The following is a 12,670-nucleotide window of genomic DNA, read 5'->3' on the forward strand; positions in this document are numbered from 1 at the left end:
TCATGCATCGCTCTGGCAATCGAATCCGGGGAACGTCGCTCAATTAATGTGCAACCGAGCTGAACTCGCGCACCGGCTGACGACGAAACCGACGACGACCCGCCTAAGGCCAAGGCCAGGCGGGAGGATCTCAACGGGAGAGACAACGATGAAGAAATTTTTGGCTGCTGCGATCGCGGGGCTTGGCTTGGCGATCACCGCCACGGCGGCGTCGGCGCAGGCGCCCCAGACGCTGGCTCAGGTCAAGTCGCGCGGCATTCTCAACTGCGGCTCGAATACTGGCCTCGCCGGTTTCGGCGTGCCGGACGCGCAGGGCAACTGGCAGGGCCTCGACGTGGATTTCTGCCGCGCCGTCTCGTCGGCGATCTTCAACGACCCGGCCAAGGTCAAGTTCATCCCGCTTTCGGCCAAGGACCGCTTCACGGCCCTGCAGTCGGGCGAGGTCGACCTGCTCGTCCGCAACTCGACCTGGACCATGTCGCGCGACACCTCGCTCGGCCTGCTCTTCACCGGCGTGAACTACTATGACGGCCAGGGCTTCATGGTCCGCAAGAAGCTCGGCGTCACCTCGGCGCTCCAGCTTTCGGGCGCCTCGGTCTGCACCCAGCAGGGCACCACGACCGAGCTGAACCTCGCCGACTTCTTCCGCGCCAACAACCTCAAATACGAAGTCGTAGCCTTCGCGACCTCGGACGAGACGGTCAAGGCCTATGACGCCGGCCGCTGCGACGCCTTCACCACCGACGCCTCCGGCCTCTATGCCGAGCGCCTGAAGCTGACGGCGCCGGACGACCACATGGTCCTGCCCGAGATCATCTCGAAGGAGCCGCTCGGCCCCTCGACCCGCAACACCGACGCCCAATGGTTCAACCTGGTGAAATGGGTCCATTTCGCCATGCTGAACGCCGAGGAGCTCGGCGTGACCAAGGCCAATGTCGACCAGATGCTGAAATCCGACAACCCGGAGATCAAGCGCCTGCTCGGCACCGAGGGCAAGTTCGGCGAGTCGATCGGCCTCACGACGGACTGGGCCTACCGGATCGTCAAGCAGGTCGGCAACTACGGCGAGTCGTTCGAGAAGAACGTCGGCCAGGGCTCGCTGCTGAAGATCGCCCGCGGCCAGAACGGGCTGTGGACCAAGGGCGGGCTGCAATACGCTCCGCCGGTGCGCTGAGCTGAAATCTCGAGGGCGTCGGCTTCCGCCGGCGCCCTTTTCCGTTAGGACATCGCGTTTCAGTTACGGCACTGAGACGAAAGGAGAATTTGACCGGCTGGGAGCTTGGTCCGGGACTTGCAAGACGACCGAGAACGGGCAGGAACCCGTTCCGACAAACAGGGGAAAATAAACATGAATAAGTACTTCGGTGCAGCGCTTGTCGGCGCGGCCATGACGGTCTGCATCGGCGGGGCCCAGGCCCAGACCGGACTGCTGGCCCAGATCAAGAGCCGCGGCCAAGTCACCTGCGGCGTCGGCCCCGGCCTTGCCGGCTTCGGCATTCCCGATGCGCAGGGCAACTGGACCGGCCTCGACGTCGATCTCTGCCGCGCCATCTCCGCCGCGATCTTCAACGACCCGCTGAAGGTCAAGTTCGTCCCGCTCTCCTCGAAGGACCGCTTCACCGCGCTGCAATCCGGCGAGGTCGACCTCCTTTCGCGCAACACCACCTGGACGATGTCGCGCGACACCGCGCTCGGCCTCAACTTCGCCGGCGTGAACTACTATGACGGCCAGGGCTTCATGGTCCGCAAGAAGCTCGGCATCGATTCCGCGCTGAAGCTCGCCGGCGCCTCGGTCTGCACCCAGCAGGGCACCACGACCGAGCTGAACCTCGCCGACTTCTTCCGCGCCAACAAGATGAAGTACGAGGTCGTGGCCTTCGCCACCTCCGACGAGACGATCAAGGCCTATGAATCCGGCCGCTGCGACGCCTTCACCACCGACTCGTCGGGCCTCTACGCCGAGCGCCTGAAGCTCTCGGTTCCGGAAGACCATATCGTGCTGCCCGAGATCATCTCGAAGGAGCCGCTCGGCCCTGTCGTCCGCCATGGCGACGACAACTGGCTCGACGTCGTCAAATGGACCTATTTCGCCATGCTGAACGCCGAGGAGCTCGGCATCTCCAAGGCGAATGTCGACGAAATGCTCAAGTCCGAGAACCCGGACATCAAGCGCCTCGTCGGCACCGAGGGCAAGTTCGGCGAGGCGATCGGCCTGCCCAACGACTGGGCCTATCGAATTGTCAAACACGTCGGCAATTATGGCGAATCTTTCGAGAAGAACGTCGGCCAGGGCTCGCTTCTGAAGATCGCCCGCGGCCAGAACGCGCTCTGGACCAAGGGCGGCCTGCAATACGCGCCGCCGATCCGCTGAGCCGCCTGCCGCGCCGGCTTTGAAGGGGGACGGTGCGGATTGAGAGACGAGCTGGCGGCGCCCGAAAGGGCGGCGCCGGTTCACCAGCCGCCGCCTGACAAAGAAGCTGCCTCATAAAGAAGAAAAGGGCGTAACCACAGTGTCGACAGTCTCCACGCAACCGCCGCAACCGGGCAAAGCATCGCTTTTCTACGACCCCAAGATACGGGGTTACGTCTACCAGCTCGTGCTTCTCGCGCTCGTGGTCTTCGTGATCTATGAGGCGGCCTCCAACGCCATCGAGAACCTGCGTGCCCAGAAGATCGCCTCGGGCTTCGGCTTCTGGCACAACGCGGCCGGCTTCGACGTCAACCAGAAGCTCATCCCGTTCAGCGCCTCGGGCAGCACCTATGGCCAGGCCTTCTGGGTCGGCCTGCTCAACACCTTGCTCGTCGCCTCGATCGGCATCGTGCTCGCGACCTTCCTGGGCTTCTTCATCGGCGTCGCCAGGCTCTCCAGCAACTGGATCCTTGCCAAGCTCGCGATGATCTACGTCGAGGTCGTCCGCAACCTGCCGCTCCTGCTGCAGCTGTTCTTCTGGTACAACGCGGTCTTGAAGCCGCTGCCTGAGGCGCGCAATTCGATCGCGCTGCCCGGGAACATCTTCCTCAACAACCGCGGCCTGATCGCGCCGAGCCCGATCTTCGGGCCGGGCTTCTCGATGGTCACGCTGGCGCTGTTCATCGGCATCATCGCCGCGATCGGCTTCTACATCTGGTCGAAGCGCCAGCAGGAGGCGACCGGCAAGCAATATCCGAACGGCCTGATCGCGCTCGCCCTCATCCTCGTCCTGCCGCTGATCGTGTTCGTCATCATCGGCATGCCGTTGACCTTCGACCTGCCGCAGCAAGGCCGCTTCAACCTCACCGGCGGCTTCCAGATCTTCCCGGAATTCGTCGCGCTGCTGGTCGGCCTCACCACCTATACCGCGGCCTTCATCGCCGAGGTGGTGCGCGCCGGCATCCTCGCCGTCTCCAGGGGGCAGACCGAGGCCGCGCATGCGCTCGGCCTGCGTCCCGGCCCGACGCTGAAGCTCGTGGTCATCCCGCAGGCGATGCGCGTCATCATCCCGCCGCTCACCTCGAACTACCTCAACCTGACCAAGAACTCGTCGCTCGCGGTCGTGATCGGCTATCCCGACCTCGTCCAGGTCTTCATGGGAACGGTGCTGAACCAGACCGGCCAGGCGGTCGAGATGGTCTCGATCACCATGGCGGTCTACCTCACGATCTCGCTGGTGACCTCGTTCTTCATGAACATCTACAACAAGCGCATGGCGCTGGTGGAACGGTGAGGGCGCCACGATGACCGATGCAACCACCGAAAACGCCCCGAACTTCTTCATCCGCCGCGAGACCCTGCCGCAGGAAGCCGCTCCGCTTTCCGTCGCCGGGCCGGTCGCCTGGATCAGGTCCAACCTGTTCAACGGGCCGCTGAACACGATCCTGACGCTGCTTTGCGCCTATATCGTCGTCACCAGCGTCCCGGGCATCCTGCGCTTCTACTTCATCGACGCGGTCTGGAGCGGCACGAACCGCGACGCCTGCCTTGCCGACAAGATCGGCCGGCCGGTCGGCGCGTGCTGGGCCTATATCGCCGACCGCTACCAGTACTTCATCTACGGCTCCTATCCGATCAGCGAGCGCTGGCGCGTCAACATCGTCTTCGCCATGTTCGCGCTCGGCATCGTCTGGATGCTGTGGAACAAGGCGCCGATGAAGAAGCTCGGCGCGTTCTTCTTCTTCGTCCTGCTGCCGATCAGCGCCTATGTGCTGCTGCTCGGCGGCCCCAGCGCGACCGGCTTCCTGCACATCCTGCTCTGGGTCCTGCTGGCGCTCACCGCCTACTACGCGGTGCTCTCCTTCGTTCCGGGGATCGCCAGGTTCTATACCGGGCCGGCGCTGCTGGCGGTCGAGGAGGCGGCTCCACCGTGGAAGCGCTTCTATCGGCCCAAGCGCCTGATCCTGATGGCGCTCGTCGCCTTCGGCATCATCGCGCTGCTGGAGAACGCGGTCGGCCTGCCCCGCGTCGATACCGGCCTGTGGGGCGGCATGACCGTGACCTTCCTGGTCGCCGCCGTCGGCATCGTCTTCTCGCTGCCGCTCGGCGTCGTCCTGGCGCTCGGCCGGCGCTCGAAGCTGCCGATCATCCAGCTGCTCTCGGTGGTCTTCATCGAGTTCGTGCGTGGCGTGCCGCTGATCACCGTGCTGTTCATGGCCAACACCATGCTGCCGCTGTTCGTGCCGCAGGAATACTCGCCCGACCGGCTGCTGCGGCCGCTGGTCGGCGTCGCGCTCTTCGCCGCCGCCTATATGGCGGAGGTCATTCGCGGCGGCCTGCAGGCGATGCCGAAGGGCCAGTACGAGGGCGCGATGTCGCTCGGCCTGGGCTATTGGCAGATGATGCGCCTGATCATCCTGCCGCAGGCCCTGCGCATCGTGATCCCGGGCATCGTCAACACCTTCATCGGGCTGTTCAAGGACACGACGCTGGTCACCATCGTCGGCATCTTCGACTTCCTGCGGACCATCGAGGCGACCCTGGTCGATCCGACCTGGGCGACGCCGACGACGCGCGGAACGGGCTATGCCTTCGCCGCGATGTTCTATTTCCTGTGCTGCTGGGGCATGTCGCGCTACTCGATCTCGGTCGAGAAGCGTCTCGCCGCTGGCCAAAGACGTTGAGAGGGAACCAAGACCATGGCAATGGCAGAAACCAAGAACACCCGCCCGGCGGCCCTGAAGCCGACTTCGCTGAACACCGAGACCGCCGTCGAGATGATCGGCGTCAACAAGTGGTACGGCGAATTCCACGTGCTGCGTGACGTCAACCTCAAGGTCGCCCGCGGCGAGAAGCTGGTGATTTGTGGGCCTTCGGGCTCGGGCAAGTCGACCATGATCCGCTGCATCAACCGGCTCGAGGAGCACCAGAAGGGCAACATCATCGTCGACGGCACGGAGCTCACCAACGATCTCAAGAAGATCGACGAGATCCGCCGCGACGTCGGCATGGTGTTCCAGCACTTCAACCTGTTCCCGCACCTGACGATCCTCGAGAACCTGACGCTGGCACCGATCTGGGTGAAGAAAATGCCCAAGAAGGACGCCGAGGAGATCGCGATGCACTACCTGCGCCGGGTCAAGATCCCGGAGCAGGCGGCCAAGTACCCGGGCCAGCTCTCGGGCGGCCAACAGCAGCGCGTCGCCATCGCCCGCTCGCTCTGCATGAGCCCGAAGATCATGCTGTTCGACGAGCCGACCTCGGCGCTCGATCCGGAAATGGTCAAGGAAGTGCTCGACACCATGGTCTCGCTCGCCGACGAGGGCATGACCATGCTCTGCGTCACGCACGAGATGGGCTTCGCCCGCCAGGTCGCCGACCGCGTCATCTTCATGGATGCCGGCCAGATCGTCGAGATGAACGAGCCCAACGAGTTCTTCAAGAACCCGCAGCACGAGCGCACCAAGCTCTTCCTGAGCCAGATCCTGCACTGAGGACCTGATCCTCGAATAGATGCGGCGCGCCGAGCGATCGGCGCGCCGTTTCCATATCAAGTCGAGCTTTATTGAGATGCGCGTCCAGCGCGTGCAAGCATCTCTGGCTTAAGCTTTTTTCAGTAATGGCGCGCTTTATTGGCCATATCGTGAAATCTATCTCCCGGCGGATTTCGGGAACAATCGTGAATGACGCCCGTTCCTTGTTGCAAATCGGAGGAACGTGTCATGAAATTCATCATTCCTGCTATGACTGCTGTCCTGCTCATGACGGGCGGGGCCTATGCTCAATCGATTAACGTTGGGCCTGGTGGCGTCTCGGTCGATCCCCGTGCCCCGCACGAGCGGCGCATGGATCGCGAGATCCGCCGCGAGGAGCGTTACCGTGACCGGGATCGCGAGCGCGGGCGTTGGGAGCGCAGCAGCTATCGCGGCGGTGACTGCCGTACCGTGACCACCCGCGAGGAGACGCCGCGCGGCATGGTCAAGCGCACCACCCGCGTCTGCGATTGATCGCAGCAGATCGACAAAAAAGCCCGCCTCGCATGCCGCGAGGCGGGCTTTCGTTTGGGGCGGCGGCCGAGCCGGTTCGCTGAGCCAGGCCTACTTGGCGCCGCGCGCCTTCACGGCGTGGTCCGGGAAGTCGGAGAAGAGGCCGTCGATGCCGAGGTCGAAATACGGCTTGTACTCGGCCACCGGGTCGCCCTTGTAGTTCGAGGCGAGGCGCTTGGGCTCGCCGCGGAAGGTCCAGGTGTGGACGAAGAGCCCCACCGCATGCGCATCCCTGACCACGTTGGTCGGCGCGATCAGCACGCGGTCCTGCTCGTCGATCTTGCCGTCGCCGTTGATATCCTTCGGCTTGCCGTCCTCCCCGACGGTCTGCTTGGCCGCCAGGAGATAGGGCTTCCAGGGCGCGACGATGTCGGCATAGGTCTTGATCTCCTTCAGGCCCTCCGGCGTGAGCAGGTCCTTGAAGGTGCGCTTGTCGCCGGTGACGACGAAGTCGTAGGGGCGGTCGAACGGGGCGGCGAGCACGATGCCGCCATCCTTGTCGACATCGTCGGCATCGACGAGCTGGGAGAGGCGAAGCTGCGTCTTGCCGCGCAGGTACTTCAGGTTCGCGGTCTCGAAGCTCTGGATGATCACGGGCGAGGATTTCTCGCTCCAGCCGGCGGCCTTGAGCTGGTCGAGCAGCTTGTCCTCGATCGCCAGGCCGAGCGCGGCGTGGAAGGTCGAGTGCTTCACTTCCGGATAGATGCCGATGGTGCGGCCGGTGCGGGCGCTCTCGCTCTTGGCGAGGTCGATCACCTGCTGCAGCGTCGGGATCTCGTATTTGCCGTTATGCGACTGGTCGCGGTCGTCGAAGGGCTGCTTGGCGCGCAGCGTCTTGATCTCGGCGAGCGTGAAGTCGCTGGCGAACCAATCGTTGGTATCGATGCCGTCGATCTTCTTGACCGTCTTGCGCGCGGCGAATTCGGGGCGGGTCGAGACGTCGGTCGTGCCGCCCATCATCGGCTCGTGGCGGGCGACGAGCACGCCGTCCTTGGTCGAGACCAGGTCGGGCTCGATGAAGTCGACGCCCATCTCGATCGCGAGCTTGTAGGATTCGAGGGTGTGGTCGGGCCGGTAGCCGGCGGCGCCGCGATGGCCGACGACGAGGGGCTTGGCGCCGTCCAGCGTCGGCGCCGGGCTCTGGGCGAGGGCGGGCACGCCGGTCAGGGCGAGGGTGGCCAGCATCGTGGCCGACAGGAGCATGTGCTTCATGGGTCCGATCCTTGATCGCGGTCTTTTACCGCGGCGACCATGATCAGACGATGTGACAGCCCGGTGAAGCGGAGTCTTACGACTCTTGTTCTCGACTCTTGCTCCGCTGCGCGCTCCTTCCGGCGGCAGCGAAGCCCAGGACGGTTATCAAGACGAATGACGGCTCGCCAAATGAACGAAGCCCGCGCCGAGATGCTCGGCGCGGGCTTCGTCAAAACCGAAGAGGTGGTGGAGGTGCTGCCGGCCCAGGCCGATCGGCGCTTCCGCCTTCCGCTATCAGCGGCGGTTCTCGAGCGTGGTCTTGGCGTCGAGGCGCTTGCTCGGCGGCGGGGTCAGGTCCTGCTGCGGGGCGGTGGCGCAGGCGGCGAGGCCGAGCGTGATGAGAGCGGCAAGCGTAAGGCGGCTGATGCGCTGCATGGCGAGACCCTTTTGTCGCGAGGAAGCAGTTGCCACGTCTTGCAGCTTATGAAACGACCGCGTCAAGCTCGCCGCAACGTTGACGGGCATTCCGGTGGCTCATGTTTGCGTTTCTCGAAAGAAAAAGATGAGCCTGTGCCAAATCCTCCACACTGATGCCTCGCGCTTCGGGAGTTGCCTGCCATGACGCCCGCCGCCCGCATCAGCGCCGCCATCGAAGTGCTGGACGACATCATCAGGCGCCGCCGCCCGGCCTCCGACGCGCTGAAGGATTGGGGCCTGTCGCGCCGCTTCGCCGGCTCGAAGGATCGCGCCGCCATCGCGACGCTGGTCTATGACGCCCTGCGCCGCAAAGCCTCCTCCGCCTTCGCGATGGGCGACGAAAGCCCGCGCGCGCTCGTGCTCGGCATGTTGGCGGGCCTGCGCGGCATGGAGATGGAGGAGATCGCCGAACTCTGCTCGGGCGAGAATCACGCGCCGGAGCGGCTCACGGAGCAGGAGGCGCGGAGCCTGATCACCTTCGATCTCGCTGCCGCGCCCGACTGGGTCCGCGCCGACGTGCCGGACTGGCTCTGGCCCTCCTTCGCCGCGAGCTTTGCCACGGAGGTGGTGGCCGAGGGCCAGGCGCTTGCCGGCCGCGCGCCGGTCGATATCCGGGTCAATCGGCTGAAATCCAACCGCGACAAGGCCTTGCGCGACCTCGCTCATCTCGGCCCGGAGCAGGGTGCCTGGTCGCCCGACGCGATCCGCTTCCTGCCGGGGCCGGACGGGCGCGGCCCGTCGCTGCAGACCGAACCGGGCTTCTTCGAGGGCGCGTTCGAGATCCAGGACGAGGGCTCGCAACTCGTGACCTTGCTCTCCGGCGCGCAGCCCGGCGACACGGTGATTGATCTGTGCGCCGGCGCCGGCGGCAAGACGCTGGCGCTCGCGGCGCTGATGCAGAACCAGGGCCGGCTCTTCGCCACCGACCTCGACAGCCGCCGTCTCGCGCCGCTGCACGACCGGCTGGCACGCTCCGGCGCGACCAATGTCGAGATCCGCGTGCCGCGCAACCGCGGTCACGAGGCGTTGAGCGATGTCATGGGGCAGGCTGACCTCGTGCTGGTCGACGCGCCCTGCACCGGCTCGGGCACCTGGCGCCGCAATCCCGATGCGAAATGGCGTGTGCGCCCGGGCGCGCTGGCCGAGCGCATCAAGGACCAGGCCGAGGTGCTCGCCCGCGCCGCGAAGCTAGCGAAGCCCGGCGGCCGCATCGCCTACATCACCTGCTCCATGCTGCCGGAGGAGAATGACGGCGCGGTCGAGGCCTTCCTCGGCAAGCATGCCGGCTTCGCGCCGGTACCTGTTGCTGAAGTGTTGGCGTTGGGCCAAGGCAACTTCGCGCTGCTCGCTCGCTTCGCCACGCGTTTCGGCCTGCAATTGTCGCCGAGCCGGACGGCTACCGATGGGTTCTATCTGGCCTGCGTGGAACGGGGAGCCTGAGACCGTTTCGGCCGTTGCGTGGGCGCAGGTGATGCAGTAACGAGCGCCATGACGAGCACCCAGCCCCACGACTCCATCCTCATCATCGATTTCGGCAGCCAGGTGACGCAGCTCATCGCGCGTCGCGTACGTGAGATCGGCGTCTATTGCGAGATCGCGCCGTTCCAGTCGGCCTCCGAGGCCTTCGCCCGGATGAAGCCGAAGGGCGTGATCTTCTCCGGCGGCCCGGCTTCGGTGCCAGATGCCAACTCGCCCCGCGCCCCGCAGGAGGTCTTCTCCTCCGGCCTGCCGGTGCTCGGCATCTGCTACGGCCAGCAGACCATGGCCGAGCAGCTCGGCGGCAAGGTCGAGAGCGGCCACGCCGCCGAATTCGGCCGCGCCGATGTCGAGATCGTCACGCCGTCGGCATTGTTCGAGGGCGTCTGGGAGGAGGGCGGCCGCTATCCGGTCTGGATGAGCCATGGCGACCGCGTCACCCAGCTCCCGGCCGGCTTCAGCGTCAAGGCGACCTCGGAGAACGCGCCCTATGCCGTGGCGAGCGACGAGGGCCGGCGCTTCTACTCGACCATGTTCCACCCCGAGGTGGTGCATACGCCCGATGGCGCCAAGCTGCTGCGCAACTTCGTCGTGACGATTTGCGGCTGCACGCCGGACTGGAGCATGGCGGCCTATCGCGCCGAGACCATCGCCAAGATCAGGGCGCAGGTCGGTACCGGCAGGGTGATCTGCGGCCTCTCCGGCGGCGTCGACTCGGCCGTCGCTGCCGTGCTGATCCACGAGGCGATCGGCGACCAGCTCACCTGCGTCTTCGTCGATCACGGCCTGATGCGCATGAACGAGGCGGAGGAGGTCGTCCGCCTGTTCCGCGACAGCTACAACATCCCGCTGGTCCATGTGGAGGCCGAGGAGCTCTTCCTCACCGAACTCGGCAAGTGCGGCGCCGATCCCGAGGCCAAGCGCAAGACCATCGGCCGGCTCTTCATCGAGGTCTTCGACGAGGAGGCGCGGAAGCTCGGCGGCGCGGATTTCCTGGCCCAGGGCACGCTCTACCCCGACGTGATCGAGAGCGTCTCGTTCTCCGGCGGCCCTTCGGTGACGATCAAGTCGCACCATAATGTCGGTGGCCTGCCCGAGCGCATGAAGATGAAGCTCGTCGAGCCGCTGCGCGAGCTCTTCAAGGATGAGGTCCGCGTGCTCGGCCGCGAGCTTGGCCTGCCCGAAGCCTTCGTCGGTCGCCATCCCTTCCCGGGGCCCGGCCTCGCCATCCGCTGCCCCGGCGAGATCACCAAGGAGAAGCTCGACATCCTGCGCAAGGCTGACGCGATCTACCTGGAGGAGATCCGCAAGGCCGGCTTGTACGACGTGATCTGGCAGGCCTTCGCCGTGCTGCTGCCGGTGCGGACCGTCGGCGTGATGGGCGACCACCGCACCTACGACCACGTGCTGGCTTTGCGCGCGGTCACCTCGGTCGACGGCATGACGGCGGATTTCTACCCCTACGACATGGCCTTCCTCGGCCGCACCGCGACCCGCATCATCAACGAGGTCAAGGGCATCAACCGGGTAGTCTACGACGTGACGAGCAAGCCGCCCGGCACGATCGAGTGGGAGTGAGGGATATAAACGGCGGCTATAGCGGAGGTTCGGCGGCGATATTCGCTGCCGCGCCGTTACCGTCCGGTCTGTTTCTGACTTCCGTCGAGCGGCGTTGATCTCCCTCTCAAGACTTACTCATCCGATCTGTGTCCAATCCCCGAGCGAAGTAAAGCGACTTCAGAGGAGGGGAGAACCCTAGCGTAGAATGGCGAACACATAGGCGGGTCCGCGCCACTTCCGGACATTTGATCACTGCCCGGAAGCGGACATTCGGCACGGCGTAAACCCGGTGCTCCGCCAAGTAAGCCCCCACAGGTTGGCGATATGCGCGGATATTCGAGTGGACCCGCGTAGCGACCCAGGTTGGATAGTTTTGCGGGCGCGTGCAAACGCCTCCTGCTGATCGACAGGATCAGTTCAATCCCTTGCTGAAAATGCAGGCGGCATTCGATTTCTGTTCCAGCACGCCGAGATCGAGGTGATGCTTCAGCCACTCGAACTTCGGCTTCGACGGCGGCTGGAAACCCGCCTGCTCGAAAAAATCGCGCTGGAAATCCGCCGTGTCGATCAGCGCGTCGGTGCCAATGATCTGGCGGGCATAGCGCTGGGCCATGAAGACCACCTGCAGCGAATGTCCGGACGTCGCGATAAGCCCCTGCACCACGACCGAGCCAGATGGCGCGCCGCGCGTGGAGTGCTCGTCGAACGCCTTCCACGAGCGCGCGCGCTCAGGCGAAAGCGAGCCGTCGGGATGGGTTTCGAACACTGAATGCCCGAACAGCCCAATAACGGTGAAGGCATCGCGCGTCACATGCGCGAGCAGGATCTCGTCCGTGCGCGTAGCGAAGCCACCGGGTTCGATCGTCACACTCGGATGGAGATGATGATAGCCCATCGTGTTGAGCATGAAATCCTTATCGGCCCCACGCTGCTCGACGGGCGCACCGCGGACGCCTGAGTTCGGGCTGAAGCCGCGTGTGTGGGGCTGCAAGGAAAGATGAGGCGTGAGATCATCCCCGCGCCTCACCTTCTCCAAAAACGGCACGATGATGCCCTGCTTGGCCCCCCGGTCTGCCGAGGCGCTTGCCAAGGGATCGATGACAACAGCACGCGGGCGGGCGCCGACATATCGGATGCGCCAGTTGAAAAAGTCGATAAGCAACTCGCCAAGCGGCTTCTGCTGCAGCGCGCGCAGACTCGCACCATTGTTCGGGAACCGCGGTATCGCCGCCGCGAGCTCCATACGAAATGCCGCGATGCGTTTAGGTTCGCCGGGAAAGGTCGTCATCGACAGCCATCAACTGGGTTGTGTGCGTGATGCACGTCGCGCGATGTCAGCTGTGGGCCCAAGAACGTCCACCGCTTGTCCGAGCGAAAAGCGCGGATGTCGTTGAAAAAGTCGCCGTTGCTGCGGGCGTGAAGTCCTGATTCAGTCGTCCTTACGGAGGGCGGCGCAATGATGGGCGAACGGCGGGTGGCGCAAGAGGCTCTGTTCTACGAGTTCAGC

General features: G+C 64.9%; 11 protein-coding genes. 8 read left to right on the forward strand and 3 right to left on the reverse strand.

The genetic code is table 11. The features are described 5' to 3' along the window. The first annotated feature begins 148 nt into the window (after window positions 1-148). From DWF00_RS23055 to DWF00_RS29175, 6 genes are all read left to right on the forward strand, one after another. Window positions 149-1,174, forward strand: coding sequence for an amino acid ABC transporter substrate-binding protein (locus DWF00_RS23055; protein ID WP_114831277.1), 1,026 nt, complete (start codon window positions 149-151; stop codon window positions 1,172-1,174). A 174-nt stretch (window positions 1,175-1,348) separates the two neighbouring features. Next, a complete protein-coding gene (locus DWF00_RS23060) occupies window positions 1,349-2,371 on the forward strand; it encodes an amino acid ABC transporter substrate-binding protein (RefSeq protein ID WP_114831278.1) in 1,023 nt (340 codons plus the stop codon). 139 nt (window positions 2,372-2,510) lie between these two features. Further along, window positions 2,511-3,704: an amino acid ABC transporter permease gene (locus DWF00_RS23065; protein ID WP_245974208.1), complete on the forward strand. Its 1,194-nt coding sequence runs from the start codon at window positions 2,511-2,513 to the stop codon at window positions 3,702-3,704. 10 nt (window positions 3,705-3,714) lie between these two features. After that, complete coding sequence (locus tag DWF00_RS23070; protein ID WP_114831279.1) at window positions 3,715-5,094, forward strand: amino acid ABC transporter permease; 1,380 nt, start codon at window positions 3,715-3,717, stop codon at window positions 5,092-5,094. A gap of 21 nt (window positions 5,095-5,115) precedes the next feature. Then, window positions 5,116-5,904: an amino acid ABC transporter ATP-binding protein gene (locus DWF00_RS23075; RefSeq protein ID WP_114831280.1), complete on the forward strand. Its 789-nt coding sequence runs from the start codon at window positions 5,116-5,118 to the stop codon at window positions 5,902-5,904. A gap of 228 nt (window positions 5,905-6,132) precedes the next feature. Next, window positions 6,133-6,417, forward strand: coding sequence for a hypothetical protein (locus tag DWF00_RS29175; RefSeq protein ID WP_114831281.1), 285 nt, complete (start codon window positions 6,133-6,135; stop codon window positions 6,415-6,417). Window positions 6,418-6,507: 90 nt separating this feature from the next. Here the strand turns inward: DWF00_RS29175 and DWF00_RS23080 are convergent, their stop codons facing one another. Together DWF00_RS23080 and DWF00_RS29575 are read right to left on the reverse strand one after the other, a co-directional pair. Continuing rightward, window positions 6,508-7,668, reverse strand: a complete 1,161-nt coding sequence (locus DWF00_RS23080; RefSeq protein ID WP_114831282.1) for a glycerophosphodiester phosphodiesterase — start codon at window positions 7,666-7,668, stop codon at window positions 6,508-6,510. 276 nt (window positions 7,669-7,944) lie between these two features. After that, window positions 7,945-8,085, reverse strand: coding sequence for a hypothetical protein (locus DWF00_RS29575; protein WP_181832803.1), 141 nt, complete (start codon window positions 8,083-8,085; stop codon window positions 7,945-7,947). A 183-nt stretch (window positions 8,086-8,268) separates the two neighbouring features. Between DWF00_RS29575 and DWF00_RS23085 the strand changes: the two genes are divergently transcribed. Then, window positions 8,269-9,567, forward strand: coding sequence for an RsmB/NOP family class I SAM-dependent RNA methyltransferase (locus tag DWF00_RS23085; RefSeq protein WP_114831283.1), 1,299 nt, complete (start codon window positions 8,269-8,271; stop codon window positions 9,565-9,567). 48 nt (window positions 9,568-9,615) lie between these two features. Continuing rightward, window positions 9,616-11,181 carry a glutamine-hydrolyzing GMP synthase gene (gene guaA / locus DWF00_RS23090; protein ID WP_114831284.1) on the forward strand — a complete coding sequence of 522 codons (1,566 nt, stop codon included), beginning with the start codon at window positions 9,616-9,618 and terminating at the stop codon, window positions 11,179-11,181. A 394-nt stretch (window positions 11,182-11,575) separates the two neighbouring features. On the opposite strand, the gene DWF00_RS23095 is transcribed toward guaA, so the two are convergent. Then, on the reverse strand, window positions 11,576-12,451 hold the full coding sequence (locus DWF00_RS23095) for a hypothetical protein (RefSeq protein ID WP_147283768.1): 876 nt from the start codon (window positions 12,449-12,451) through the stop codon (window positions 11,576-11,578). Window positions 12,452-12,670: the final 219 nt, after the last annotated feature.

Source organism: Allobosea caraganae, from assembly GCF_003351345.1.
GTDB classification, from domain to species: Bacteria; Pseudomonadota; Alphaproteobacteria; order Rhizobiales; family Beijerinckiaceae; genus Allobosea; species Allobosea caraganae.